Origin of the sequence: Mesorhizobium sp. CA16 (assembly GCF_020165175.1) — a bacterium.
GTDB lineage: Bacteria > Pseudomonadota > Alphaproteobacteria > Rhizobiales > Rhizobiaceae > Mesorhizobium.
This window is the reverse complement of sequence record NZ_JAIUHP010000022.1, coordinates 47375-71608: the sequence shown is the minus strand read 5'-3', so window position 1 is coordinate 71608 and position 24234 is coordinate 47375. Positions and strand designations below refer to the sequence as shown.

29 protein-coding genes and 1 riboswitch are annotated in these 24234 nt (G+C 62.8%); of the genes, 8 read left to right on the top strand and 21 right to left on the bottom strand.

The window, feature by feature from the left end; genetic code table 11:
• Positions 1 to 65: 65 nt before the first annotated feature.
• Both LB525_RS25190 and LB525_RS25185 read right to left on the bottom strand, forming a co-directional pair.
• Positions 66 to 899: a GcrA cell cycle regulator gene (locus LB525_RS25190; protein WP_224548555.1), complete on the bottom strand. Its 834-nt coding sequence runs from the start codon at positions 897 to 899 to the stop codon at positions 66 to 68.
• Between the two features lie 113 nt (positions 900 to 1012).
• Positions 1013 to 1411 carry a hypothetical protein gene (locus LB525_RS25185; protein WP_224548553.1) on the bottom strand — a complete coding sequence of 133 codons (399 nt, stop codon included), beginning with the start codon at positions 1409 to 1411 and terminating at the stop codon, positions 1013 to 1015.
• A gap of 205 nt (positions 1412 to 1616) precedes the next feature.
• Here LB525_RS25185 and LB525_RS25180 point away from each other — a divergent pair, with 205 nt between their 5' ends.
• Entirely contained in the window at positions 1617 to 2249 is a 633-nt protein-coding gene (locus LB525_RS25180) for a helix-turn-helix transcriptional regulator (protein WP_095768299.1), read from the top strand.
• Positions 2250 to 2439: 190 nt separating this feature from the next.
• On the opposite strand, the gene LB525_RS25175 is transcribed toward LB525_RS25180, so the two are convergent.
• A complete protein-coding gene (locus LB525_RS25175; RefSeq protein ID WP_224548551.1) occupies positions 2440 to 2727 on the bottom strand; it encodes a hypothetical protein in 288 nt (95 codons plus the stop codon).
• On the opposite strand from LB525_RS25175, the gene LB525_RS25170 reads away from it, so the two are divergent.
• Positions 2707 to 6639 (top strand): tetratricopeptide repeat protein, encoded by a 3933-nt coding sequence (locus LB525_RS25170; protein WP_411971046.1) that lies wholly within the window; start codon positions 2707 to 2709, stop codon positions 6637 to 6639. The genes LB525_RS25175 and LB525_RS25170 overlap by 21 nt on opposite strands.
• 47 nt (positions 6640 to 6686) lie before the next feature.
• Complete coding sequence (locus LB525_RS25165) at positions 6687 to 7433, top strand: hypothetical protein (RefSeq protein ID WP_224548546.1); 747 nt, start codon at positions 6687 to 6689, stop codon at positions 7431 to 7433.
• A gap of 55 nt (positions 7434 to 7488) precedes the next feature.
• Here LB525_RS25165 and LB525_RS25160 read toward each other — a convergent pair whose 3' ends face one another.
• The 4 genes from LB525_RS25160 to LB525_RS25145 form a co-directional block, all read right to left on the bottom strand.
• On the bottom strand, positions 7489 to 8502 hold the full coding sequence (locus tag LB525_RS25160) for an ABC transporter substrate-binding protein (protein WP_224548544.1): 1014 nt from the start codon (positions 8500 to 8502) through the stop codon (positions 7489 to 7491).
• Positions 8499 to 9272: an ABC transporter ATP-binding protein gene (locus tag LB525_RS25155; protein ID WP_224548535.1), complete on the bottom strand. Its 774-nt coding sequence runs from the start codon at positions 9270 to 9272 to the stop codon at positions 8499 to 8501. The genes LB525_RS25160 and LB525_RS25155 overlap by 4 nt, the downstream gene beginning before the upstream one ends.
• Entirely contained in the window at positions 9269 to 10054 is a 786-nt protein-coding gene (locus tag LB525_RS25150) for an ABC transporter permease (protein ID WP_411968214.1), read from the bottom strand. The genes LB525_RS25155 and LB525_RS25150 overlap by 4 nt, the downstream gene beginning before the upstream one ends.
• A 336-nt stretch (positions 10055 to 10390) precedes the next feature.
• Positions 10391 to 10999 (bottom strand): Ykof family thiamine-binding protein, encoded by a 609-nt coding sequence (locus LB525_RS25145; RefSeq protein WP_224548531.1) that lies wholly within the window; start codon positions 10997 to 10999, stop codon positions 10391 to 10393.
• A riboswitch (TPP riboswitch) is annotated at positions 10990 to 11102 on the bottom strand. Its footprint overlaps the gene before it by 10 nt.
• A gap of 220 nt (positions 11103 to 11322) precedes the next feature.
• Here LB525_RS25145 and LB525_RS25140 point away from each other — a divergent pair.
• Entirely contained in the window at positions 11323 to 11667 is a 345-nt protein-coding gene (locus LB525_RS25140; RefSeq protein WP_224548528.1) for a hypothetical protein, read from the top strand.
• Positions 11668 to 12357: 690 nt separating this feature from the next.
• On the opposite strand, the gene LB525_RS25135 is transcribed toward LB525_RS25140, so the two are convergent.
• From LB525_RS25135 to LB525_RS25120, 4 genes are all read right to left on the bottom strand, one after another.
• Positions 12358 to 12606, bottom strand: a complete 249-nt coding sequence (locus LB525_RS25135; RefSeq protein ID WP_224548525.1) for a hypothetical protein — start codon at positions 12604 to 12606, stop codon at positions 12358 to 12360.
• A 231-nt stretch (positions 12607 to 12837) separates the two neighbouring features.
• Positions 12838 to 13092 carry a DUF2934 domain-containing protein gene (locus LB525_RS25130; RefSeq protein ID WP_140845423.1) on the bottom strand — a complete coding sequence of 85 codons (255 nt, stop codon included), beginning with the start codon at positions 13090 to 13092 and terminating at the stop codon, positions 12838 to 12840.
• Positions 13093 to 13200: 108 nt separating this feature from the next.
• Positions 13201 to 13410: a hypothetical protein gene (locus tag LB525_RS25125; protein WP_095768291.1), complete on the bottom strand. Its 210-nt coding sequence runs from the start codon at positions 13408 to 13410 to the stop codon at positions 13201 to 13203.
• 128 nt (positions 13411 to 13538) lie between these two features.
• Complete coding sequence (locus tag LB525_RS25120) at positions 13539 to 13838, bottom strand: DUF1236 domain-containing protein (protein ID WP_140541659.1); 300 nt, start codon at positions 13836 to 13838, stop codon at positions 13539 to 13541.
• A gap of 214 nt (positions 13839 to 14052) precedes the next feature.
• Here LB525_RS25120 and LB525_RS25115 point away from each other — a divergent pair, with 214 nt between their 5' ends.
• A complete protein-coding gene (locus LB525_RS25115; protein ID WP_095768289.1) occupies positions 14053 to 14403 on the top strand; it encodes a DUF982 domain-containing protein in 351 nt (116 codons plus the stop codon).
• A 181-nt stretch (positions 14404 to 14584) separates the two neighbouring features.
• Here LB525_RS25115 and LB525_RS25110 read toward each other — a convergent pair whose 3' ends face one another.
• Both LB525_RS25110 and LB525_RS25105 read right to left on the bottom strand, forming a co-directional pair.
• Positions 14585 to 14806, bottom strand: a complete 222-nt coding sequence (locus tag LB525_RS25110) for a hypothetical protein (RefSeq protein ID WP_140541743.1) — start codon at positions 14804 to 14806, stop codon at positions 14585 to 14587.
• A 215-nt stretch (positions 14807 to 15021) separates the two neighbouring features.
• The gene (locus tag LB525_RS25105; RefSeq protein ID WP_224529617.1) at positions 15022 to 15321 is read right to left on the bottom strand and encodes a DUF1236 domain-containing protein; all 300 of its coding nucleotides are present in this window, start codon (positions 15319 to 15321) and stop codon (positions 15022 to 15024) included.
• A 250-nt stretch (positions 15322 to 15571) separates the two neighbouring features.
• Between LB525_RS25105 and LB525_RS25100 the strand changes: the two genes are divergently transcribed.
• On the top strand, positions 15572 to 16468 hold the full coding sequence (locus LB525_RS25100; RefSeq protein ID WP_224548523.1) for a DUF1236 domain-containing protein: 897 nt from the start codon (positions 15572 to 15574) through the stop codon (positions 16466 to 16468).
• Between the two features lie 285 nt (positions 16469 to 16753).
• The gene (locus LB525_RS25095) at positions 16754 to 17101 is read left to right on the top strand and encodes an exopolysaccharide production repressor protein (protein ID WP_224548521.1); all 348 of its coding nucleotides are present in this window, start codon (positions 16754 to 16756) and stop codon (positions 17099 to 17101) included.
• 296 nt (positions 17102 to 17397) lie between these two features.
• On the opposite strand, the gene LB525_RS25090 is transcribed toward LB525_RS25095, so the two are convergent.
• Entirely contained in the window at positions 17398 to 17805 is a 408-nt protein-coding gene (locus LB525_RS25090; protein ID WP_140845421.1) for a hypothetical protein, read from the bottom strand.
• A 348-nt stretch (positions 17806 to 18153) separates the two neighbouring features.
• The gene (locus LB525_RS25085) at positions 18154 to 18648 is read right to left on the bottom strand and encodes a cytochrome b (RefSeq protein WP_224548519.1); all 495 of its coding nucleotides are present in this window, start codon (positions 18646 to 18648) and stop codon (positions 18154 to 18156) included.
• A 242-nt stretch (positions 18649 to 18890) separates the two neighbouring features.
• Here LB525_RS25085 and LB525_RS25080 point away from each other — a divergent pair, with 242 nt between their 5' ends.
• A complete protein-coding gene (locus LB525_RS25080; protein WP_224529647.1) occupies positions 18891 to 19433 on the top strand; it encodes a J domain-containing protein in 543 nt (180 codons plus the stop codon).
• 635 nt (positions 19434 to 20068) lie between these two features.
• On the opposite strand, the gene LB525_RS25075 is transcribed toward LB525_RS25080, so the two are convergent.
• From LB525_RS25075 to LB525_RS25050, 6 genes are all read right to left on the bottom strand, one after another.
• Positions 20069 to 20911: a hypothetical protein gene (locus LB525_RS25075; RefSeq protein ID WP_224548517.1), complete on the bottom strand. Its 843-nt coding sequence runs from the start codon at positions 20909 to 20911 to the stop codon at positions 20069 to 20071.
• 323 nt (positions 20912 to 21234) lie between these two features.
• Positions 21235 to 21486, bottom strand: coding sequence for a hypothetical protein (locus tag LB525_RS25070; RefSeq protein ID WP_224548515.1), 252 nt, complete (start codon positions 21484 to 21486; stop codon positions 21235 to 21237).
• Between the two features lie 119 nt (positions 21487 to 21605).
• A complete protein-coding gene (locus tag LB525_RS25065) occupies positions 21606 to 21905 on the bottom strand; it encodes a hypothetical protein (protein WP_224548513.1) in 300 nt (99 codons plus the stop codon).
• Positions 21906 to 22006: 101 nt separating this feature from the next.
• Positions 22007 to 22423 (bottom strand): TadE/TadG family type IV pilus assembly protein, encoded by a 417-nt coding sequence (locus tag LB525_RS25060; protein WP_224529651.1) that lies wholly within the window; start codon positions 22421 to 22423, stop codon positions 22007 to 22009.
• Positions 22413 to 22862, bottom strand: a complete 450-nt coding sequence (locus tag LB525_RS25055) for a TadE/TadG family type IV pilus assembly protein (protein WP_224548500.1) — start codon at positions 22860 to 22862, stop codon at positions 22413 to 22415. Before LB525_RS25055 ends, LB525_RS25060 begins: the two co-directional genes overlap by 11 nt.
• The gene (locus LB525_RS25050) at positions 22859 to 24109 is read right to left on the bottom strand and encodes a pilus assembly protein TadG-related protein (protein WP_224548498.1); all 1251 of its coding nucleotides are present in this window, start codon (positions 24107 to 24109) and stop codon (positions 22859 to 22861) included. The genes LB525_RS25055 and LB525_RS25050 overlap by 4 nt, the downstream gene beginning before the upstream one ends.
• Positions 24110 to 24234 lie beyond the last annotated feature (125 nt).

Sequence of the window (24234 nt, the reverse complement as noted above, 5' to 3'; positions counted from 1 at the left end):
CCCGCCCGCCCCCCCCCCCCCGGATGCTCCCACAAGGGGAGAAGGGAGAGCCTAGCGCCCTCACATCACCTGCCGCGATGGCCGTGAAACCTTGCATGGTGATGGGCGCAGTAGGAGCGCGTGGCCGACGTTGGCAGACCGCAGCAGAGCATGTCCGGTCCCGGGCGCACGCCCTGCGGGTCGGCTTCGGCGTCCTCGCGCAGCGCGAGATCGAGCGGTGCGCGGCAGCGGCCGAACAGGCAATCGAGAAAGCGCATGGCCGCGACATGCGGCTGGCGGCCGGGGTTCACCGGAGGCGGCGGCGCCGGGAGTTTATAGAGATGCGCTTCGGATTTTTCGCGGGTGTCGGGGGCGAGCCAGGCCGGCGGCAAGGTGCGTGCGGGTTTGCGGGCGTTGGACTTTTTGGGCTGGGGCGGAATGCGGGCAGTGACGACATTCGCTTGCGTGACGGTTCCATCGACGGCCAGGTCTGCGGGACAGCACCCCCCTCTGTCCTGCCCGTCCTCCGCAGCAGCTGCGCTGCAGCTGCGGAGGGTGGACCGGACATCTCCCCCGCAAGGGGGGAGATTGGCTGTTGCAGCGTCGGTGTCTTCCACTTGCCGCGCAAGCGCGGCCGGCTCCGACAGTGCCATCCCTCCGGCCGCCGCCCTGCCCCGCCAGCCCGGACGATCCGGCCGGGCGTGCTTCCTCGGCCTGCCGCCGGCGCGGCCGCCTTTGGGATTGGCGAAGCCGATGGCGCTCAAACCGGCGTTCCGGTGGACGATGCCGATGATGGCGTTGCGCGAGACCGGGCTGCCGCGCAGCGCGCTGAAGCGGCCGGCGATGCGCGAGGCCGACAGCCCCTCCTTCAGCAAAGCGGCGATCTCGTCGATTTCCTTCTCGGTGTAGGCGGCTGCCATCTGCTCATTCCGTTGATTGCGAAGCGCTTGGGTCGAAGCGCCAGGCTTAAGGCCAGGCGCCAGGGTTCGGCCGCGAGGCCGTTTGGTGGTCAGGTCAGCGAAGGCGTTGAAGGTCAGGCGGCGCCGGCAGCGTTGTCTTGGCGCAATTCCGGACGGAAAACCGCTTCGCACTTTTCCTGGAATTGCTCTGGCGCCGCGCCGGTCAGTCGGAGAAGAGCGGCCTCGGCCGCAGCCCGCGTCAGGCCCGACACCGCGCGGCCCGTCTTCCGGTCGAACAGGATGACGGTGCCGTCCTCTGTGCGGATGCAGCTTATGCCCGAATTGGGGGCCGGAGCCGGGGGAGGAACGGCTCCGGCCGTTCCGGTGAACCGGGGTGCGGGCGGTTCAGCCGGATCCGGGGCAAGCGCCCCGGAATGCGCCCGGACCGGGGAGGAGGACGGTCCGGACGATTGGAATTCGGCAGGTGATTCGAACGGGAAAGACGGTTCGAATTGGAAAGGCAACGCGTTCATGCCGCCTCCTTTTGCGTGGCGGCGAACGCGTCGATGCTCCGCCAGGAATCGATAAGCCCTGAGATGCTCGTCGGCGGCACCGGAATCATCGGCTGTGCGGAAATGCTTGCGGGATGTTCATTCATGCGCTAAGCGTACGTTATGTACGAAATACGCGCAAGCGGAATCGTACACTTTGGACGATAATTTTCAGGCATTTTGTACGATGATGGATTCTCGGCACAGATTGCAGCAGGCGCGGGCCCAGGCCGGCTATGCCTCGCCCAGCGATGCGGCGCGGGCCTTGCGCGACATCAACAAGAACACGCTGATCAGCCACGAGAACGGCAACCGGCCGCTGTCGCGCAAGGCGGCGGAGAAGTACGGCCGGCTGTTCGGCGTCGATCCCGGCTGGCTCTTGTTCAACGGGGATGGCGCAGAGGCGGCGCCGGTCAATTTCGCCCCCTCGCCCGTCACCATCGATGTGCCGATCGTGTCGTGGATCAGCGCCGGCGAGCTCGGCAGCCAGGACAGCGTCGTCAACCTCTCCGACTATCCGACCATCCCCACCGCCGACCTCGAGGAAGGCGAGTGGATCGCGCTGCGCGTCGACGGGCCGTCGATGAACAAGATCTCGCCGCCGGATTCGATCATCTTCGTCAACCTGCGCGACAAGCGGCTGGTGACCAATGGCTGCTACGTGATTTCAGACGAGACTGGACGCGCCACCTACAAGCGCTGGCGCCCGAACGACAACCCGCCCTTCCAGCCGGCATCCTACCTCGACATTCCGCCGCCGGAGCTGGAGGGGGCGATCACGATCATCGGACGGGTGAAGCGGTCGATGATCGATATGTGAGGGGATAGGCCGGTGTCGTCCGGCAAAGGTCACGTCCTCCGCCCCTTTTGTCCTTTTGTCCTTCTGTCCAACCAGGCCAAGCGCATAAATTCAGCCCTTGCAATTTTTGCTTGCATTAAGGAACAAAAAGAGAACTATATAAGCGTCCGTCGCAGCAGCCGTGGTAACTCCGGGGGGAGGATCAACAATGTCATGCCGCATCGGCGCGTTTTTGCGCGTGCTTGTTGGTGAGGTTTTGCGCGGGCCGCTGATAGTCCTGGCGGGGATGCTGGTGCTTGTCGGGCTGACCGAGCCAGCGCTCGCTGTTGTCAAGGACCCTGCCCTTTGTTTTGGCGACAAAAAAAGCGCCGGCGATGCCAAAGTCGCAGCCGACCGCCGCATTGCAGCCTGCAGCGTGATTGCCGAGGACGTCACGGGGGCATCCCCTTTGCGCGCCAAGGCTTATTTCTTCAGGGCCATGGCCTTGGACGACGAGCAAGACTGGGATGGCGCGATCGCCGATTATGGCGAGGTGATCGCGCTCGATCCCAAGCAGACTTCGGCCTATTTCAATCGCGGCACCGACTGGTCCAACAAGGGGGACGACGACCGGGCGATCGCGGACTTCAACATGGCGATCAGCCTGGAGCCGTCCGACAGCCAAGCCTATTCCAGCCGGGGCTCGGCCTTCCTGCACAAGGGTAAGGTTGACGCGGCCATCCTCGACTTCCAGCAGGCGATCGAGGCTGATCCGGGAAACGGCAGGGCGCATGCCGAACTCGGCTCCGCCTTGGCCGCGACGGGCGAGCAGGAAAAGGCGATCGCCGCATATGACGAGGCGATCCGGATCGATCCGACGGACGTGACCGCCTTGGTCAACCGCGGCATCGCCCACGCCGCCAAGGGCGGATTCGACCGTGCTATTGCCGATTACGACACTGCGCTGGGCATCGACCCCAGGAGCGCCGACGCCTATGCCAAACGCGGCGCTGCTTGGGCCAACAAGAAGGAGTGGGTTCGCGCGATCGCCGACGCCAACAAGGCGATCGAGCTCGATGCTGGAAACGTCGACGGCTATTACTACCGAGCCGTCGCCTGGGCGGGCAAAGGCAACGACGAACGCGCCATTGCCGATTTCGGCCAGGTGATCGCACTTGATCCGAACGATGCCGGAGCCTGGTTCGCCCGTTCGCTGATACGAGCCCGGCGCGGCGACGCTGCCGGCGCGGCGGCCGATTGCAGGAAGGCCATCGCGCTCAAGCCGGAGAAGGCCGGTGATTGTGATGCGGGACCCGCCGACGCCGAGATGCCTGCGGTGGAAACGGCGTCCAAACCGGATCTTTCCGCTTTGACCAAGCAGTTGGAGGCCACTGGCAGGCAGATCCGTTCCAAAGATGCTGCCGCGCAAATCCAGGATGCATTGAAGCAGCAGGTCTCCGGCGACGTGCCGGGCGCGATCGCTTCCTTCGGCTATGCCATATCACTCGATCCCGACAACGCCGAGGCCTATTACGACCGGGCGGTCGCCGCGGCCTCGCAAGGAGACGATGCCCTTGCGGCGAGCGACTGCCGGCGCGCCGTCGAACTGGACCCGAAACGTGCCGACGCGTGCGCCGCGCTCATGGCCCAAACCGTTCCGGTCGCCACCACACAGGACCAGGCTGCCCAGGATCAGGCCGCCGCCAGGATATTGGTCGAACGCGCAGGAGCGCGTCTGGCAAAATATGGCGTCGACGGCGCACTGCTCGATTTCGACAAGGCGATCGGCTTCGATCCCAAAAATGCCGACGCTTATCTCGGCCGCAGCCGCGCCAGGACGCTCAAGGGCGACCAGGCCGGCGCGGCGGCGGATTGCCGGCGCGCCGTCGAACTGGATCGCGCACGGTCGGGAAGCTGCGACCAGCAGGCTGCCGGTGATGAGGGCAAAGCTGCGCCGGCGCCAGACCTGGAGCAGCCAAGACGGGCGATCGTCAGTCCGAAGTCTGCGACCGCGGCTTTTGGCATGCCACCGGTCGTGCTGAATTTCGCCGCCACGGACGACCTTGCCGAGAAGTCTCTCGAGGCGAGAGACCCGCATGAAGTGGAACTGATCCTGGGCGGCGACGCCTGGCTGGACATGGGCCAATATGACGAAGCGATCGGCGCCTATAATGGGGCTATCGCGCTCGATCCCGACAACCGGTTCGCCTATTTCGGCCTGGGCAACGCGGCTGTGAACAAACGCGCCTACGCCCAAGCGATTGCCGATTACGACACGGCCATTAAACTCGCCCCTTCTTTTACCACGGCCTATCTTCGCCGGGGTCTTGTGAAGATAATGTTGGGTGACGTGGACGGCGGGCTCGCCGACTGCAACAGAGCCGCCAAACTGGACCCGAAGGCGCGCGAAGCTCACTACTGCAAAGGCTTGGCCTGGCAGGCAAAGGGCGACGCCGGGCGCGCCATCGCCGCCTATTCGGTCGCCATCGGGATCGATGCCAAGGATGACGCCAGTTACTATGGGCGCGGCATGGCGCGCGCCGGACGGCAAGACTATGACGGCGCCATCGCCGACTTCGACCAAGCGCTCCGGCTCGACCCCGGCAATTCGGATTATGCCGCCAGCCGCAGGGCGGCTTTGGAGGCCGGCGGAGAGGCGCCCGAGCCTGCCGGCGACGCCTCCAAAGCGTATGGCTCCGATGTCGCGGTGGTTATTGAACATGCCGACCAGCTAACCAAGCAGCACAAATTCGCTCGGGCGCTTGTCGAATACGGCAGGGCCATCGAGTTCGCCCCGGACGATGCCCTTGCTTATTATCACCGGGGGATGGCTAAGGCGCAGTCCGGCGACAACGACGGGTGCAGGCAGGATTACGAAAGGGCCGCCCAGCTCGATCCCAACAATGCCGACATCGTCGCCACGTTGGCCGCCACGGTGGCGGCCAAAGGTGAAACGGAGCGCGCTATTGACGGCTACACGAAGGCCATAACGCTGAAGCCGGGCGATGCGTTCTTCTATTCATTACGCGGCGACGCCTTCAAAGATATCGGCGACTATGATCGCGCCGTCGCGGACTATGAACAAGTGATCAAGCTTGACCCCGACCGCGACGATATCGGCGGCCGGCGCGCGGAAGCAGTCGCCGCGAAAGCCGAGCAGCAGGCGATCCTGCAAGCCAATCGAAATATGTCGGATACAGAAATTGCGCTGGCCGCCTTCACTGCGGGAAGCGACTGGTTCGCGAAAGGTGACAACAACCGCGCCTCCGCCGACTACAATTTAGCCGTCAAGCTCGCTCCCGAAAACGTGGTCGGCTATTTCGGCCGCGGCAATTTGTGGTTCCGCCTGCAGAAATACGATCGGGCTATGGCCGACTACAACAAGGCCGTGCAGTTCGATCCGAGCTTGGCCAATGCCTATGTCCGCCGCGGCCTGACATGGATGAAGAAGGGCAATTTCGATCTGGCCATCGCCGATTGCGAACGGGCGATGGGCATCGACGCGAAGTCGCGCGATGCGTATTTTTGTAGAGCCCTCACCTTTGAGACCAAGGGCGATCCCGAGAAAGCCATTGCCGACTATGGCCGGGCGATCGATCTCAAGCCGCAGGACGCCTCCATGTATGTGGCGCGCGGCAAGCTTTTGGCGGACAAGAAGGACTACGGTCGCGCCATCGCCGATTTCGACAAAGCACTCGGCCTGCAGCCAGGCAATGCCGACGCCCGCAAGGGCCGCAAGCTGGCACTGGCCGCGAAGGCAAAGACGTCAGGCAAGATCGAGAGCGGAGCGGCGACCTCGGCAGGCAGCATCCCATCCGCAGCCAGGGCGGCTTTCAACGAGGCTCAGGTGCTGGACAACAAAAACGACTATGACGGCGCCATCGCGCAGTACGGCAAAGCGATTGTGCTGTTTCCCGCCTTCCGGGACGCCTATGTAGCGCGCGCCATCCTTTGGGAGACGAAGGGCGATTATGCCCACGCCATCGCCGATTACAGCCAGGCTATAGCCATCGACCCAGACATCGGCGACACCTACAGCGATCGCGGCCGCGTCCTCAGCTACCGGGGGGACTATGACGGAGCATCGGCGGACTACGAAAACGCCGTCCGCCTCGATCCAACGAACGCAAGGATCTATGCCGGTCGGGGCGCGTTCCGCATGAAGCTCCATGAAGACACAGGAGCACTCAGCGATTTCGAGACGGTGCTTAGACTCGATGGCAACAATGTTTTCGGTTACTCGGGCCGCGGCACGATCCGCGCCCGCAAAGCGGACTATGACGGCGCGATCGCCGACCTCAACCAAGCGATCAAGTTAAGGCCAAATTTCGCTGCCGCGTACAAATCGCGAAGCGCGGTGTGGGAAGCCAAGGGCAATCGCAAGCGTGCGGAAGCCGACCGCAAGAAGGCGCTAAGTCTCGGGGCAGAGTGAGCAGGGTGTCGGAGCGCAGGCGGATGTCACCTTGGAAATGGTTGCAAGTGGCGGCGGTCGTCCCCGTCAGCATCGTTGGGGCTGAAGTGATGCCAACGATGTTCGGCGGCGGCAGACATCATCACCATCAATCAGTGGAGATGCCGCCCCAGCCGGTAACCACCGCCGACATCGATGCCGAAATCCGGAAGCAGGATCTCCAGATCTTCGAGGCTATCGCCCGCGAATTTCCGGACGACTACGATGCGATGTTGCGCAAGATCACTGCCGCGGCCCAGACCGGAAACCAAACAGAAGTGCGCAATGCCAGCAGGCAGGCGGTCGCCGATCTGAGGCACAGATACGCACCGCTCCTACCTTCGGCGCCGGACAGCAACGTCTCGGAAGCGCTTTCGGCGCAACTCGACATGCTCAATCATCTCATGGCGCGCGAAACGCCGACCACCTGCAACAATTACCTGCGCAACGGGCCGGACGCGATCAGTGCGCCCGGCCACGATTTCCGGGCTGACCTGGACAGGATCGGCGCCACCCTGTTCCGCGCCTTCGGCGCCGCCAAAAGAAGCGGCCTACCGGCGGCAGTGCCTAGCGATCAGGACTGGTCGCTGGTCGCCGACGTTTTCACCAAGATCGGCGGCACGCCGGCCGAGATGGAGGCTATCTCGAACATCAACCAGAACTTCCCGGGTCTGTGCCCGGCCATGGCGAAATTCTATGAGGCCGCCCTGGTAATGCATGGCGAACCCGGGTGGCACATTAAGACCGCGCTGCTTCTTGCCATCGTCGAGAATTAGGCACCGGACCGGATTTCCGGCAGGTTCCGGCGCGACACTGCGTTCCTGCGTCCTCTCAGGCACCCAGAAACTCGTTGCTGAAAAATGCCCCGAGATCCGGCTTCTGCTTCAGCGCCTTGCCATTGCCATCCAGTAGGATCCCCGAGGCGAACAAATACCCGCCCATCGCCTCCATCTTGGCCTTGTCCATCGTGCCGATGGCGCCGTCCGCGCTTTTCAGGAAGTGCCCGTCGTTCAGCGCCTTCAGCGAGGCTTGCACCAGCGCTGGGTTGGTCAGCGTATCCTTGTTCGCGGCGATCAGCAGCTCGCCCGCCTGCTGCGCATGATCGACGGCGAATGCGTAGCCGCGCCGCGTCGCCTGGACGAAGGCCACGGCCGCCTGTCGGTTGGCGGCGAGGAAGGCGTTGCTGGAGACAATCAACGTGGTGTGCTCGTCCGGCACGCCATAATCGGCATAGCGGAAGCTGCGCTGCTTGAGCCCTTTCAGTCCGGCCTCGACGCCTTCCCAGGTCGAGACTTCCAGCGTGAAATCGACCGCGCCGTTGGCCAATGCCTCATAAGCCGAGGTACCCAGCGTCACAGTGGAAAACTCACCTTTGCCGCCGTCATGGCGGATGATGGTCGAGATCAGCGCGTTCTCCCAGGCGCTGCCGAAGCCGCCATAGGTCAGGCCGTCGAGATTTTTCGGAGTCTTGATGGCGGCGCGGTCGGCGTTGAAGACGACGCGGCCGGTCTCCGACTGGACGACGGCATAGACGGCCTTCAAATCCGCGCCTGCGCTCTTTTGCGTGAACAGGCCGAGCGAGCCGGAAATGCCGAAATCGGCGACCTGGCTGGCCACCAGCGTGCCCGAGCCGGTGTCGCCGTAGGGCAGGATTTCGACCTCGATGCCAGCATCGCGGTAAAAGCCCTTGTCGCGGGCGACGAACAGGCCGATGTGATTGGTGTTGACGGTCCAGTCGAGCGCGACGGTGATTTTTTGCGCGGCGCCCCGGGCACGTGCAGCAGTCCCGGCAAATGGCAGACTGGCGGCCAGAAGCATCGCTTGACGGCGGGTGAAGTCGGTCATCGGTTTTCTCCATCGGATGGTCGGGAAATCGGTTCGGCGGCGCCGAGCAAAATGTCGAGGATGCCGGCCTCGATCGCGGCCGTCTTGCGGGCAAGCGCCGTGCTCTCGGTGCGCGGGCGCGGCAGCGGCACAGCCACCTCGCGCACCACGCGCGCGGGCCGCGCCGACAGCACATAGATACGGTCGGACAGAAGCACCGCCTCGCGCACGTCATGGGTGATGAGCAGCGCCGTCCAGCGATGGTTTCGCCACATCGTCTCCAGCCAGCGCTGCATGGCCGCGCGGGTGAGCGCGTCGAGCGCGCCGAACGGCTCGTCGAGGAGCAGCATGTCGCGCTGCTGCACGACGGTGCGCAGCAATGCCGCGCGCTGGCGCATGCCGCCGGACAGCTCGGTCGGCCAGGCGCGCTCGAAGCCGGCAAGGCCGAACTCGGCGAACAACGGGGCCACGCGCTCGCGCGCCGCGCGGCGCTTCACGCCCTGCACCTCGAGCCCCAGCGTCGCATTGTCGATGACGCGCCGCCACGGCATCAGCGCATCGCGCTGCGGCATGAAGGCGAAGCGGGCGCCATCGAGCGGCGCGCCGTCGAACCGCATCTCGCCCTCGCCCCGGATCGCGCCGGTGAGCAACTGGAACAGTGTCGACTTGCCCGCGCCGGAGGGGCCAAGGATCGAGACGAACTCGCCCTCTTCGACATGCAGCGAAATGCCCGCCAGAACCTCGAGCATGCCGAAGTTTTTTCGCACGTTGCGGAGCTCGAGCCGGGTCATGGCCGGCCCTCTCGGGAAGGCTTGTCGCCATAGCGCTCCGCCATTTCGCTCCTTGCATTTTCCCAGGGCATGGCGAGACGCTGGGCGAGCACGGCGAGGCCGAACAGCGTGAGCGTGAGCGCCGAACTGACCGCGACGGCGGCGAGCACCAGGTCGGGGCGGAAATTGTTCTTGGCGTTGAGCATATAGATGCCGAGCCCTTTGGCGGCACCCGCATATTCGGCGAAGATGGCGCCGACCACCGCATAGGTGATGGAGATGCGCAGTCCAGCGAAGAAATAGGGCAGCGCCGACGGCAACCGAGCCAGCCAGAAGATGCGCCGGCGCCCTGCTCCCATGGCGGCGAGCATCTGACTGATTTCCTTGGCCGTGGCGGCATAGCCCTCGACCAATGCCACCATCATCGGAAAGAAGGTGACCAGCGCCACGAGCAGGATCTTCGGCAATAGCCCGAAGCCGAACCAAAGCACCACCAGCGGCGCGATCGCCACCAGCGGCAAGGTCTGGCTGGCGATCAGGAGCGGGAACAGCGCGCGGCGCAAGGGGGCAAAGAAGTCAACCAGCGCCGAGAGGATGAAGGCGGCAACGAGCGAGCATGCAAAGCCCGCCAGCGTGGCGCGGATGGTGGGAAGCGTGTTGTCGGCCAGCGCCGCCCGGTTCTCCCAGGCCTGCGCCAGCACGCGCGAGGGTGCAGGGAGCACGGTAGGGGCGATGCCGCCAAGGCGGGCGTAGAGCTCCCAAGCGACGAGAAGGAGAGCGAAAGCCAGCGCAGCGGGCAAGATCTTGGCGACGGTCGTGGTGAAGGCTGATCTCCCCCCTAAAGGGGGAGATGGCCGGCAGGCCAGAGGGAGGCGCGACGGAACGCCAGCTTTCGAAAGTTGTGCGGGAGCGGTTGGCGAACGCCGCGTGCGCAACCAGTTGAAAGGCCGGCGGGACAGCACCCCCCTCTGCCCTGCCGGGCATCTCCCCCGCAAGGGGGGAGATTGGCCGTCACCTCGGGTTTCGCCAATCTCCAGAGGTTCCCCTCTCTCCTGCGAGATGGGACTGGGGGCATCTCCCCCACGCAATGGATCAAGCCAAACAGCCACAACATCTACCTCGATAGATCGAGCTTGCGCTCAAGCCGCGGTTGGGCTGTTCGCCGAAATGGTGATGTCGAGCGTCACGTGACCGGCGCCCGGCCCGAAGCGGCAGAAGGCTTCGTTCAGCGTGGCGAACACCGCGCCGGCGTCGCCGCGCAGCTTGGTGCAAAAATGCTTGGAGCGTTCGAAGACGCCGGACCGCTTCAGGAAATCGATGCAGCCATAGATCTCGTCCATGTGGTCGCCGGTGCCCATCACATAGAGCGAGAATTGCGCCGCCACCGGCTGGTTGGTCGAAAGCATGGCCCCGACGGCGCGCAGCGCGGCGCGCTTGCGGTCGTCGAGCGGGATCGCCGGGCCGCCGATCTCCTCGGAGCGGCAGATCGGGTCATCCGGCTCGCCGGGGCAGCCGCGCGAGACGGCTGCCGACAGAACACAGTGCCTGCCGCTTTTGGCGGCCGCCACGAACAGGTCGCGCATGGCTGGGAACAGCACCTCGGGCGGCCCGACCAGGAGCGTCGAGATATCGTCGGTTTCGATCCTCAGCCTGTCGCGGTAAGGATCGAGCGCGCCAAGCGCGCCAAGGATCACGCCGACGAAATCGTCGGCCATGGGATAAAGGGAAATCTGTGCGCCGGAAAACATGGCCCGCCTCGCTCCGCTGGTATTATCCAGATCAGCTTTAGGGTCCGGAGGCTTGCCGCCACCATCTCAGCCCCGACCGTACGGAGCACCCCTGTGGATGGCCGGGTTAAAGCACTGTTTGCGGTGCTGGGAAAGCGCTTTTTTGCGGTGTCGGTTGGGCCAACCGCCCATCTCCCTATGGGAGATGCCGGTGGTTATAAGATTTTTGTAGTTTTCTTATAACTGCTTTATCTAACCTATTTTGTCGTTCAAATTGTACGAATCTCGCTTGATTGCTTTTCGTACGTAAAGTACGATACTTCCCTTCCTTTGAGGGGATTTGCTTGAACACCGCGAACCATGCCGCTTTTGCCGACCTCTCCCATCCGTTGTTGTCGCCTTTGCCGCTCGCCGAGCGCGAACGCCTTGCCGGCGCCTGGCGCATGGCCAGCCAGGACATCGCCGACGACATCCGCTTCATCCGGCAATATCTGAAGGTGATCGCCGAAAAGGAGGAGCGGCTTTCGACCGGCACGCTGGTGCATGGCCGCGCCTACGTCGAGGCGTGCGCGGCCTGGCTGCCGGAGACGGCGGCGCGGTATTTGCGCAACCTCAGGCTGATCAGCGAATGCGAAAGCGCGATGATCGCCGCGGGGGTCAGGTTTGCCCGATCGAGCGATGCGTGGTGAGAGCGTTTTGACCTCTTCCGTTAGAGAAGGGAAGGAACTCCAAGGCCGCCAGCGACGCGAACAATCATGCCGCTGCAACCCTCGGCTCTGGGCCTCGAAAAATGCATCGTTTCACACAATCGCCAATTGGTGGACGCGGGCGAGCGGCCGGGCGTTAATTCTGCGCAGGCGAAGGAGGGTAAAGCCGTATACCAGGGAGGAATTTCGTTTTGATGGACCAACAAATCGACATCGGCATACAGCCTGACGATCAGCCCTACGAAGTCATTTCATTCGCCCGCAAGCATGGCCTGACGGTCCCGGTTGCCGACGCGGTCCTTTTCGCCAAAGGTCCGTCGCCGTCACGCGCAGCTTGCGACATGGCAGCGCTTGCCTTCCTCTGCGCGGTCGCGCGATACGCCGGAAAGCAAGGGACGCGATAGCCTCCTCTTATAGCTTAATTGCAACCCGCATGCCGCCGGCGTGGCTGCTGGCGGCGGCGACGCCGAGCGTGCCGGTCAGCCGGCCGCCATGGCCGAAGCCTTCGCTCAGAGGTCGTGACGGTTCAGCGGGGAGCGTAGATGCGAAGCATGGTGCCGTTATCGTAAGCGGCCGTCACGAGGACGTTTAGCTTGAGCGCGTCCGTCAAACCGCTGAATAGCGGTTTGCCACCGCCATAGGCGGATCGGCCGAGTCAGGATGACATACTCATCAATCAGACCTGCCTTCGACAGCGCCTGAGCGAACTCTGCGCCGCCCCGCAATAATTTCGCCGCCGGGTTGCTTTTCAATTAGCGATTCCTCGTGCAGGTCACCTTTCGCAATAGTGGACTCTGGCCAAGTTGCCTTTTTCAGCGTTTTCGAAAACACGACCTTGGGGATGACGTTCATCGGCGCGGCATAGGCATCCTCGGATTTTTGCCAGTACGGGCCCATTTCCTCGTAACTCACGCGGCCCATGATGTGTGTGCCAGCGCGACTGATGCGATCGAGTTTCCACCGCTTGAGCTCTGCCGTTCAGGAAAACCGCCCGTCGACATTCCCACCGGCCCTACGACATATCCGTCGACCGACATGGTCATGATCAAGACGACTTTGCGCATGGTCGGTATAGCCTCCGGGCACAGTTCTCACACGGAGCGTCGCACCGTCACATGATCCGGTGAAAAGGGGGCAGGCCTTGGCTGGCGGTCAGCCCTTGGTCTTCCTGGCGGGGGACTTTGCCTTTGCCGGGCCCTTGGCGGGCTTCTCCGCCTTGGCCGCTTTCGGCTTGTCGGCCTTGGCGGCGGCGGCCTTTTTCGGGCTCTTGGCTTTCGGCTTGCCGGCCGCATCGACTTCGGCCGTCGCTTGGTCCCAATGCTCCTTATGAGCGCCTTCGGGCCGGCCGGCCTGCTCCCAGATCTCGTGCGCGCGCTGGCGAATGCGTTCGTGCCTGTCGTCCGTCACTGTCGCCTCCTGATGTTGGGACGGTTCCCCGGCGCGAACATTAGCCGAATTTTCGCGTGTCGTCTTCGGTATCACGAACAAGCGACCCGACCTGGACGGCAATTTCGCTCAGTGTCCGTCGGTAACGACCGCGATGCCCAGATGCGCTGCCTTTTTTGTAATCAATCCGGCTAAATCCGCGTCAGAGCGGTCGGTCCCCGTGCGCTGGCGCAGCAGGGTAATCGCCTCGTGCATCGACAGCAGGCCAGTCCTATGCTCGGCCAAAAGCTTGTCGACTTGGCGTGCGATGTCAGGTGATTCGACGTGTGGATGATGCATGGCAACGACTCCTTCCGCGCTTCGTTGCCTCCCAAACCACTGCCCTATCTTAGGCCTTATGCCCGGATGCGAAAAGAGCCCGATCCTTGCCCAGTGCTTCGGAGGATCGGGCTCTTCCAGGGCTGGATCTACTCGATCACCTGAACAACGCGGCGCGTGCCGGGATCGATCAGCACCGTATGGTCGTTGACGACCGCATAGCGGTACTGGACGTCCGGAACCTGCTGCAACTCGACGGTGTCAGGCACGGTCGAGCCGACGCCAAGCTCAAGGCCGAGCACATTGACCGAGGCGATCGGATGCTTGTGGACATATTCCTTGACCACGGTCTGCTGCTCGGGGGTGACGATCACCTCGTCCGCGGCCGCGATGCCGATGCCGGCCATCAGAGCCAAGCCGGCGACAGCTGGAATGAGGGTGGTTTTCATCGTTTCTCTCCTGTTGCGTTGGTGAGCTCCGCCCTGCCTCCGCAGGGGCGGAAACACGAGCAGGTCGAACATGGGAGCTCCCGGGGCAAACGCCGCCGGCAGGGTGTTGTTCCGTCAGCGGCGACTAATTGATTTGGCGGAACCTTCGCATCGGCTCCGCATTGGAAGGCATTGAAACTGCCCAAGTCTTTGAAATCCTAAGGATGCCGCAGTCATGCAGGAAGGCTCCATCAGAAGCGACATCGAACTTCGCCCCCCCGTGGCCATCGCGGTGGGTGCCGGCTTCAAGCGCGAGATCGCCTCTCTTACCGCGATGCAGAACTTTCTCAAGGAATGGCCCCAGGCCATGCGGGGCGGCAGCTACGCCAACGCATTCCGCGCCTGTGAGGCGGCGCGGAGCGGAGAGATCGATCTCGACAAGGCGCGACAGGCGTTCCTGGTCTTCGCGCGGAAGGCCGGGATTGAATGGACGGGCGCCGATCCCGTCGCGGTGCTGCGCGAAGCAAAGATCAGGCGAATCCGGGCACGCGAAAGCCGGGCACCAAACCGGCACGTGCCTGGCTAGGCCCAGCCTCGACGCGTTCGGCACACCATGTGATCGGCGTTGTCCTGCAAGTTTTGGGATTTGGCCGGCCGATCCTGGGAGCAAGCTCGGCGCATCCTGGCGTCCATCGTGCCTGCCGACCGCCGCCTTCCCGGCTGACGGTCGGGCTGAAACGATCCGGGATCTCGACTGGTGGCCGCTGTCAGTTCGGTGCCGATTCGCCCAGCGCCTCGGCAACGAAGGACGCAGCGATCAGATCGTCGGCCTCAATGCGTAGGGAGCCCTCGCCGCCCCCCATGATCGCCGCGACCTTCTGGAAAGCCTTCATTTCATGCTCGGTGATCCGGGCGTCTTGCATCCTGGCTTTGAGATGGGCAACACGCATCCCGAGCGAACGGGATGTTCCGATTTCTCGTTTCGACATGTTGGTAAACTCCTCCTCGCCCCGCCGTACTGTTCGCCACCGCCCGTATTTTCACGTTGCCACTGGTTTGTGTTGTCTATGAGACAACGTGAACCAGAGCCGGTAACTCAAGCGCTGAGGGAAGGTTCCGTTAGCACATGGTAACAAAATAATAATCGGTTAATGGCCCGTCGCCGTAACCAGGCGGCGGGCCATCCGATTTGGTTCGCTATCGATCAATCGAGGACCTTGACGATCTTGCGGGTACCGGGGTCGACGATCACCGTCCGGTTATCGACGACGACGTAACGGTATTTGACGTTGGGCACTTCATGTAATTCGACCGTGTCGGGAAGCGTGCTGCCTATATTCAGCTCGACGCCCGGAACCTTGACCGAGGCCAGCGGCTGTTTATGCACGTATTCCTTGATGACGGTTTCCTGCTCCGGCGCGATCACGACATCCTGCGCGGCAGCCGCGCCGATACCAGCAAGCAGCAGGAAGCCAGCGGCGGCGGAGGTGAGGTGCATTTTCATTGGTCGTCTCTCCTATGTGGATCTGAATCGAATCGCCTGAATGCTGCGCCTGCGATTTTCCACAGCGGGTCGGCATTGCCGTAACGCCGTTCGCCTACCCTTGTTCCTGCAAAACTGGACCGGCGCCTGCAAAAACAACTGCCGCCGTGTTCCGCGACCATCGCCTCCGACCGTGGCAACAATTTCGGAACAATGCGTTTCGGGCTGGGTTACCCATCCGAAGGGACCGACTTTCCGAGGAGACAATCCAATGAAACATCTGCTGATCACAAGCATGATCGCGCTCGGCGTCGGTTGCGGCGCCGCGATGGCGCAGACCGAGTCCGCGCAGCCGAGCGGCGGCGACAACAATTGCACGGCCGGGACGGCCGATTGCCAAAAGGGCGGCAAAGCGGGCGGCCAGGCCCAGGGTGAGATGAAGTCGCAAACCCAGCAGAACGCCCAGGGCAAGGCCGGCGCAAACACCGAAGAGCAGGCTCAAGGCAAGACCAAGATGAAGACCGAAGAGCAGGCTCAGGGTCAGTCAGGCGCCAACACTGACCAGAACGCCCAGGACAACACACAGCTGAAGAAGAAGAAGCAGCAGGCGCAGGGCAAGACTGGCACCAGCACCGAGCAGAACGCCCAGGGCACCACCAAGATGCAGACTGGGCAGAACGCCCAAGGCAAGACCGGTACCACCACCCAGCAGAATGCCCAGGACAAGACGAAGACCCAGACCGATCAGCAGGCTCAGGGTAAGACTGGTACCACCACCGAGCAGAACGCTCAGGGCACCACCAAGATGCAGACTGAGCAGAACGCTCAGGGCAAGACCGGCACGACCACCCAGCAGAACGCCCAGGGCAACACCAACGTCGAGACCGACCAGAACAAGACGGCGTCGATCAATAACGTGACAGTGGAACAGAGGACGCAGATCACGCAGGTCATTCATGAGAGCCATGTCGAACCGGTTCGCGACGTCAGCTTCGACATCTCCGTCGGCGTCGAGGTGCCGCGCCACAAGGTGCGTCTGCACCGTCTGCCGGCCCGGATCGTCAAGATCGTTCCGGCTTATGAAAACTATGAGTATTTCGTCTTGGCCGATGGACGCATCGTCATCGTCGACCCGGACACCTACAAGATCGTAGTGATCCTGAGCTGATCCGGTCAGCATAGCGGATAAGGGCCCGCCCAGGCGGCGGGCCTTTCTGCGTGGAGAGGCATCTTAAACCCGGCAGGCAGTCGCCCGCATGCGCTGCGGTCCATTAGGCATGACTTGAATGTCGCCGGCTCGGGAACGATCCGGCGCAATTGCCAGTTGTCACAGCGGAAGTCCTGCGTCCGTGGTCCCTGTCGGGGCCGGACGAAAGGGCAATGGGGCCGCCGGCAAACCGTTCAAGCTTGCGGTCCACCCGGAAAAGGTGCATGGGTCAAAATGGGTAGAGATATGGGCGAGATCGCTGATGGCCGAATATGGTCGCGGCGCTCGGTTGGGCAAATGTATTTTCCGCAGTTTCTTGTGGGAATGGTTGGCACGCTTCTAGTGATCCTCGGCTGGACCTTCATGTCCACGGGATCTGTCTGGATGGCGATCGGTTGGACATTCCTGGCGGCCGTGGCTCTGCAGGCCGGCTATTTCGTGGCCGTGCTCTGGCTCGTGCACAGTGAGATCCGCGTAACCGACGAAGGCAAAGCGGACGTAAGCGCGGCACCCGCCAAGATGCCCGGACCGTTCGAGCGCGATGGCATCATCCACGCCCTCATCTTGCGGCTGTTCCCGAAACTGCTTCCCTGATCGCTTTGCGTCAGTTCCGGCCGCGGACCGATCATCTATTGCTTGTCGACAGGCATCCACGCCGCGATAGCCCGGCACGTTGCCTCTTCAATTCGAACGCAAAGGCCATGCTACACCTCGGCGCCAGGGCCCGAGGCGCCATCCGTTGCATCGGAGCCGATAGACCGCCACTAGCTTTGCATCGGCGATGGGCTGCCATCAACAAAATCGATGCGGCGCAACCAAACGCCGGCTGCAGCTCTCCTTGATCGGAGGCTGTAGCCGGCGCGCCTGAAATCCCTGCTCGGTTCGCTCAGCTAGCGCGCGGTGGCCGGTGAGGCCGAGCGCACCGTTTCCGTCGACGAGAAGACGACGAAGCCGAAGACCAGCACCGCGGCGGCCACGATCAGCGAGCCGATTGCCACGACCGGCTCGATCTCCGGGTGGCCTCCCGCCAGCATCCAGTAGAGCGCCGGCAGCATGATCACGATGCCGACCGTATAGAGGCCGTAATGGATCATGGCGATGCGGCGCTCGGCCTTGGCCGGGTTGAGCGCATAGTAGCCGCCGAAAATGGCGCTGGTGACCCAGCCAAGAAGGTTGATGTGAGCATGCGCCGGAAAGGCACCGTGATCGCCCGAAATCGCCATCTGTAGTCCGGCGGCGACGCCCAGGACGAGAAAGACGATGGCCGTCTTGAAGAAGAGTTCCGATACCCGTGGCATTTGTTGTCCTCCCAATGCCTCTGTAAACCCGACTCTGCGCAGTCTACATCGTGCGAGCGATATTAGCCATGACGCACCTAAGTCGGTGCGGCCTTCGGGCGAAAGCCGCGAGGTTTGGCGGCGGTTTTGCAAAAAAATGGCTCGCCTCTTTCGAAGCGAGCCGAAGAGGGAGCCGGGCTTGAGGTCGGCTCCATCCAGGTTGCCACCTGAATTCCAAGCAGAGCTAGCGTAACAAAGCCCGGAATTTATTCCACCGCAACGGGGCAAAGGTTTTTCCGACACGCGGCCGCTAGCCTTTGCCGATCGGCCATCGCACAGAAGACGCCGCCGGCCCGCATATCTCCCCAATCAGCCGGCGGGCGAAAGCATGCGCTTCAGCGTCCCGTCCCTCAGCCAGAACTGATGGTAGAGCGCCGCCACGACGTGGACAGCGATCATCACGATGAATGCCGGCTTGGCAAGCGAATGAATGTCACCCCAAGGGTCGCCCAGATAGAACGCCAGAAGCCCGATTGCCGGCGTCGCCAGCAACAGCACATAGAACAGGCCGTGCGATACATGCGCGGCGACCCGCATCCATCTCGATCCATGACCGGCGGGGGCCGGCGCGCCGGATACCAGCCTGAGGACCAGTCGAACAAGCACAAGCGCAAGAACGGACAGGCCGACCCAGTAATGAGCTGAGCCCAGCGCCTGGTCGGTGGCCGATACCGGCTGGCCGCCTTCGGCGGCGTCCACGACGACCGTCATGCTCTCACCGAAGAAGAGCTGAAATAAAACCAGCGCTGCAATCAGCCAATGCAGCGCGATCTGAAAAATTGAATATCCACGTCTGGTTTCCATCGCGACCGTTCCTGAATACAAGGCGTCCCCCGCCTTAACGTTGTTGAATAGTCGCGAGGACGATGGCCGAATTTGGCTCGAAAGCTCCCGCAATTGTGGCCACAATCTTACATTTTCGTATGGCGAACATTCGCGCCAGCCTTGGTGGTTCGAGACTGGGACCGGCACCTTGCAAGCGCGCAGCATTTGGGCAATGCTTGGGCCTGGGGGAATGGTTTCCGTAATTTCGGAAGCGCGATTACATGTTCATCGACTACTACGAAGTTCTGGAAATAAGCCCGAACGCCAATTCCGAGACCATCGAGCGGATCTTCCGCTACTTTGCCATGCGCTATCACCCCGACAATCGGGAAACCGGCAATGAATCGCGCTTCAGCGAGATCGTTGAAGCCAACAATACACTCCGCGACCCCGTCAAGCGGGCTCAATACGATATCCTTTACCGCGAGCATCTGGGTCTTCGTCATGAACTCACCGAGGGAGCGCGCGACGGCGGCGGCATGGAGCGGGATTCCGTCATCCAGGCCAATCTGCTGTCGCTTCTCTATGTGAGGCGCCGGCGGGACGTCAACAATCCGGGCATCGGCGACGACGAACTCGAGCGCCTGTCCGGTTGCCCCCGCGAGCACCTGGAGTTCCACCTGTGGTACCTCAAGTCGAAGGGCTTCATCGGCAGGACGGAGAACGGCACGTTCGCGATTACCGTGGAAGGCATAGATCACGCCGGGGTCAAGCAGGGCCGGAATCGCCCTGACGCCACCCGCCTGCTCGATCACGCCGAATGAGCCCGGTTTGCGTCGCCCTGATCGTCAAAGGTCCGCCTGCTGGCCTGAACCAGCGGCGGGCACAACGAAGGAACAGCTACATCCCGCAGGAATCGACCGTCCTCTCCCCACCTCCCGTATCTGGGCGGTTCACTGGGGCCGCGGAGCATGCCATGCGCCTTGGAGGGCAGAACAGCATCGGTGACTTAGGCGCTGTGCGCCATCGAATACAAGGCGACTGAGGTCTGGCGCACTGCCGCAATTGGCACGGCTTGCGACGGCAAAGGCAGTCGCGAATGAAGGCACCGCTGGAGCTTGCTCTTGTGTGATGCAGTCCGTTCCTGGCCGGTGCGAGATCAAAGGGATTGCCTACCCGCCGTGCCGGCGATAAACATGTCGTAGCACGATATATTATCCCGCGGCGCGCAGTAGAGCGTCCGCAAGCCGGCGTCTCGGTTTCGACCGCCCGCCACCCGGAAAACAGGTGGCGACCTGGTGCGGGATCAGCACCCGGCAATAGGGCTCCCGCTTTGGCTCGTCTCGACTGAGGCGAGCCATTTTTCTGCCGGAGACGGCGCGCCCGTCGCCCTGTCAACAAAAAACCGCCGGGCGAGGCCCGGCGGCTTTCGCTCGCCCTCCGGTCGGTTCGTCCGGCCTTATGGGGTTGTTGTGGTTGTCGCCGTGGCCGCGGCTTGCGCGTCGATCTTGCCCGCCAAAGTATCCTTGGCCCAGGCGGTGACGTCGGCGTCGACTGGCTTGTTGGCCATGTCGGCAAGGGCAGCGTCCAGCGACGCATCGGTGGGAGGCGGCGCGTTGTCAACCGCGGCCTGCGCATCGGCGATCGCCTGGGCATCAGTGGTGCTGATCGCGGCGTTCTGGGCGTCAATCTGTCCCTGAACGTCGGCGATCTGCGCATCGAGAGCCGCCTGCTGTTCGGGCGTGAAGCCGGTTGTGTCGGTCGCGTTGAGGTCGGCGAGTTGCTGAGTGAGGTCGGCCAGCTTGCTCTGGTCGGCGGCCAGTTGGGCGTTTGCCGCGTCGAGGTTGGCCTGGGCGTTCTTGGCTGCCGCGGCCTGCGTCACGTAAGCCTGGACGCCGGCGAACTTCTTGCTCTTGGAATTCATATAAGCGTTGATGTTGCGCTGCAGCGAGTTCAGCCGGCCGAGCTTGGCGTGAATGTTCTTGTCCTTGGGCGTGGCAGACGTGGTCGTATCGTCAGTCGTCGCGTCATCGGTCGAGTTGTCATCCGACGCGCTGGCATCGGCGCTCTTGTTGTGGCCCGGAGCCGAGGCCGAGTTGCCGTGCGAGGCGCCGCTCTTGCCGCTGCCCCCGCCATTTCCATGACCGCCACCGTTACCGTTGCCGCCGCCGTTTCCGTTGCCGCCGCCATGGCTGCCGCCATTGCCGTGGCCGCCGCCGTTACCGCCGGCGCCGGCAAGCGCGGGGGCGGTCGCAAGCGCGAGAATGGCCAGGGATGCCAGAAGTGTCTTTCGCAATGTCATTGTGCTTCTCCGCAGATGAATCGTCACTATGGCCCAACCGCTAGGCAGCCTCTTATGAGAATTTCCTAATGGCGTCGGATAAACTTTAAGCAACTGCGGTCGCGAAATGAGAGCATAGCCGCGGCCTCTCCGCAATTTTCCCAAAACACCAGGTTAACCCGTTGAAATTTAACGTAAATACAAAGGGCTTAGCATCTGTGGGCCGTTTGGAACAAAGAAGGCCCTTGTCTCGCCAGACCATGGTCCCAAGAGGCAATTGCCGCCGCGACAATCCCCTGCAATCGGATCAACTGCGCCTTTGGAACCCTGCCGAAAGGTCGGGGTTAAACAAGCGAAGGGACGTTGCCTAAAAGGACAGTCACCATGAAACGAATTCTTCTCGTTGCCGCCTTTGTTGCTTTGTCCGGTGGTCTGGCGACGGCGCAGTCGGGCACGACATCGGGCAGCTCATCGACATCGTCATCCACCACAACGACGATGCCCAGCAGCCAGGGCACAGACACGACCACGACGAACTCGACCAATTCGAATTCAGCGAAGGACTGCGCGCCTGGGCAACAGACCGGCAGTGCCAAGCAGGCGGCCCCTGGCCAACAGGATACGAGCGCCAAATCCAACGCTCCCGGCCAGATGAAAACCACAACGGAAGGCTGCTAGCCACCAGGCACAAGCGGGCCTGGCTTTTTGCCGGCCATCAAGCGGAAGGATTTGGATCTTCCGTGCCATCAGTCTCGGTCGGCGTGCCGGTTGCCGTCTCCGGCTCCTGACCTTCGCCCGAACCGGTCGGGGAAAGCACGGTCAGGTCCATTCGGGCGATCCGGGACGCGGATTTTCCTTGGGCATTCGGCTCGCCGATGTCCGTCTCGAAAACCGAGGCTTTCGCGAGGTGGCCGACGCTTTCGGCGCGCTTGCCCGGGAAAGTTTCCGACGCCTGGGGTCTGCTCGCTTGATGCACGGCGCCTGGGCCGTGCTGGCTTCCAACAAGCGAGGTCATGGCTGCGCTCCTGATAGTGGATGCAGCAAATCCCTAGCATTCCTAGCTGGCGCCAGCCTTGCAGCTTTTTAGAGAATCCTAAGGTACATCCGTTCGTCCCTCTAGCTGCTGACCAGGGGCACGGCTACCGAGGTAGTGTAGCTGATCGGGTAATTGCTGAAATAGGGAAAGCTGATGACAAAGGCATAGCTGGCGTTGACGTGTGCCATGCGGAACCCGCCGCTCGCCGGATCGGTGGTGATGGTGACGTTCACATTCCGCAGGCCAAGCGCCTGAAGCTTCTGTGTGGCGATGGCCTGGATGTCGGCCTGCGTCAGCGTGTTGTTGAGCTGCAGGGAGCGCGCCGAGGCTTCGAGCGCGTAGCGCACGCTGGATACGCTGTTCATCGACCAGCCGAAGGCGAAGATGCCGAACAGGAGCATGATGAGAAAAGGCGCGACCAGGGCGAATTCGAGACCGGCGCCGCCCGCCTCATTAGCCGCAAATGCCGAAAGCCGGAGCCTTTGTTTAGCGCACACGGACCACCTGCACATGGCCGATCGCGGTATTGTCTGGGTATGGACCAAAGGTGAAGGGCGGGATCCAGGTGCCGGATGCCTGAATCTGGACGTAGACGGACGGCGCTTTCGGTCCACTGCATAAGGTCGACGCATCGACCACGGTGGTCCCACACTTATAGATGCGACTAATCGTAACCTGCGCGTCGGAAGGCTTGTTCTCCCAGCTCGCCAGCGCGACAGTCTGGGTCGCGCTGTCGTCAGCGGAGCCAGCCATCACGAGGTTGGCCGCCGTTTTCACACCGGCGCGCATCGACAGCGAACCCGCGACATAGGACCAGCCGTCCATGATTCCGAGCAAGGCCGCGCACAAGACAGGCAAGACAAACGCGAGTTCCACCGCGGCGATGCCCGATTCATCGCGAATGGCCGGCATCAGTCGACGGGCAGCGGATTTCACTCTACCACCGCAACCGCCTGAGCGGCCGGGATGTCCTTCATCCCGAGGCTCGAGCAGTCCTGGTTGATGGTCGAGTTGCCCGACCACTGGATGGTATCGGCAACGACCTGGGTGCAGCCATTCACGCCCGAGAAATTGCCAAGATAGTTGACCTGTTGCCTGGGGAAGTAGATCGCGCCGGTCAAAAGCGAAGTCGCGGTGCCGTTGAAGGTGCTCTGCGCGGCGGTCCCCGTCCGGTCGCCATAGAACAGCACGCCGGAATAGGTGCCCGTAGTCGGGGCGGCCAGCGTCACGGTGGCGTTGCCGTTCATGCTGACAGTGTTGCTGCCGGCCATGAAGATCGTAACGTCGCTGCCTTGGATGACGGCACCCGCATTGATCTTCAAGTCGCCCTGGACGACGTAGACACCGGGGGAAAGCGTGATGTTGCCGTTGAGGCTCATGCCGCTGCAGTAGGTCCCGGGCTGGATCGTTTGCGTCGTCTTGTTGCCGTTGATCTTCTGGCATGGGGTCGTGGTCGCGGGAGCCGGCAAGCTGGCGAACGGATCGGCCGCCGGCAGCGCCTGGGTGATCGGGGCCTTGCAGACCATCGGCACCGGATTGCTCAGTACGACGCCTCCCCCCGTGATCAAGCAATCGGCCTGAAGACCCGCCGATCCCTGCACCTTGATGGCGTCGTTGGCGATCGAATTCGCCATGATGACGCAGCCGGCCAGTTTGACGCTGGTGCTGCCGGAGAAAAGTGCTGCCTGGGAGGCCGACGGATTGAGCGCTTCGATGCAAGCTTTGGAGGCGTCGGTGATCAGCGCCACCGCCCTCGCCCGCTCCGGTACTTTTGTCTGAGTGAAGATGGACGTGAAGATCCGGTCAAGATCCTGGTTGAGGATGACCTCGACCGCCTTCTTGGCCGTGTTCGGTCCCGACGCCGGCGGGGTGTTGACGACAATGGTGCCCGCACCAAGGCCATTCGAGGCGGCCGATGACGCGGCGGCGGCGGTGATGGCATCCGTGTTGGATCCGGCGATCTTTTCCAACGCGCCGGCATAGGCGGCCGCGTCGGCGATCGCCTGCAGCTTCAGGCTCGAATAGTACCAGTAGGAGGTCTCGACGCCGAGCCCGGCGCCGCCGACGACGACCGGCAGGGTGAGCGCGAAAATGGTGGCGACATTGCCGCTCTTGCCTTCGCAAAAGCGTCGAGAGCCGCGTCGAGAAAAAAGATTTCTGATGAACCGACCTGAAAAGGCCATGGCCGAGCGCACCCAAGCTATCCCAGCCGTTACGTCATCATTGCCGTATGAACGAATGCCTAATTATTTCGCTCGATTTTTGCCGGTGGGACCCTAGCGCTCCGCTGCCCCCGCCTTGCGCCGCA

Excerpts from the sequence above, each read along its gene's own strand:
- LB525_RS25190 (WP_224548555.1), bottom strand. The coding sequence starts at position 899 with ATGGCAGCCGCCTACACCGAGAAGGAAATCGACGAGATCGCCGCTTTG.
- LB525_RS25185 (WP_224548553.1), bottom strand. The coding sequence starts at position 1,411 with ATGAACGCGTTGCCTTTCCAATTCGAACCGTCTTTCCCGTTCGAATCA.
- LB525_RS25180 (WP_095768299.1), top strand. The coding sequence starts at position 1,617 with ATGATGGATTCTCGGCACAGATTGCAGCAGGCGCGGGCCCAGGCCGGC.
- LB525_RS25170 (WP_411971046.1), top strand. The coding sequence starts at position 2,707 with ATGGCCTTGGACGACGAGCAAGACTGGGATGGCGCGATCGCCGATTAT.
- LB525_RS25160 (WP_224548544.1), bottom strand. The coding sequence starts at position 8,502 with ATGACCGACTTCACCCGCCGTCAAGCGATGCTTCTGGCCGCCAGTCTG.
- LB525_RS25155 (WP_224548535.1), bottom strand. The coding sequence starts at position 9,272 with ATGACCCGGCTCGAGCTCCGCAACGTGCGAAAAAACTTCGGCATGCTC.
- LB525_RS25145 (WP_224548531.1), bottom strand. The coding sequence starts at position 10,999 with ATGTTTTCCGGCGCACAGATTTCCCTTTATCCCATGGCCGACGATTTC.
- LB525_RS25135 (WP_224548525.1), bottom strand. The coding sequence starts at position 12,606 with ATGGGCCGCGTGAGTTACGAGGAAATGGGCCCGTACTGGCAAAAATCC.
- LB525_RS25125 (WP_095768291.1), bottom strand. The coding sequence starts at position 13,410 with ATGCATCATCCACACGTCGAATCACCTGACATCGCACGCCAAGTCGAC.
- LB525_RS25120 (WP_140541659.1), bottom strand. The coding sequence starts at position 13,838 with ATGAAAACCACCCTCATTCCAGCTGTCGCCGGCTTGGCTCTGATGGCC.
- LB525_RS25115 (WP_095768289.1), top strand. The coding sequence starts at position 14,053 with ATGCAGGAAGGCTCCATCAGAAGCGACATCGAACTTCGCCCCCCCGTG.
- LB525_RS25110 (WP_140541743.1), bottom strand. The coding sequence starts at position 14,806 with ATGTCGAAACGAGAAATCGGAACATCCCGTTCGCTCGGGATGCGTGTT.
- LB525_RS25105 (WP_224529617.1), bottom strand. The coding sequence starts at position 15,321 with ATGAAAATGCACCTCACCTCCGCCGCCGCTGGCTTCCTGCTGCTTGCT.
- LB525_RS25100 (WP_224548523.1), top strand. The coding sequence starts at position 15,572 with ATGAAACATCTGCTGATCACAAGCATGATCGCGCTCGGCGTCGGTTGC.
- LB525_RS25095 (WP_224548521.1), top strand. The coding sequence starts at position 16,754 with ATGGGCGAGATCGCTGATGGCCGAATATGGTCGCGGCGCTCGGTTGGG.
- LB525_RS25090 (WP_140845421.1), bottom strand. The coding sequence starts at position 17,805 with ATGCCACGGGTATCGGAACTCTTCTTCAAGACGGCCATCGTCTTTCTC.
- LB525_RS25085 (WP_224548519.1), bottom strand. The coding sequence starts at position 18,648 with ATGGAAACCAGACGTGGATATTCAATTTTTCAGATCGCGCTGCATTGG.
- LB525_RS25080 (WP_224529647.1), top strand. The coding sequence starts at position 18,891 with ATGTTCATCGACTACTACGAAGTTCTGGAAATAAGCCCGAACGCCAAT.
- LB525_RS25075 (WP_224548517.1), bottom strand. The coding sequence starts at position 20,911 with ATGACATTGCGAAAGACACTTCTGGCATCCCTGGCCATTCTCGCGCTT.
- LB525_RS25065 (WP_224548513.1), bottom strand. The coding sequence starts at position 21,905 with ATGACCTCGCTTGTTGGAAGCCAGCACGGCCCAGGCGCCGTGCATCAA.
- LB525_RS25050 (WP_224548498.1), bottom strand. The coding sequence starts at position 24,109 with ATGGCCTTTTCAGGTCGGTTCATCAGAAATCTTTTTTCTCGACGCGGC.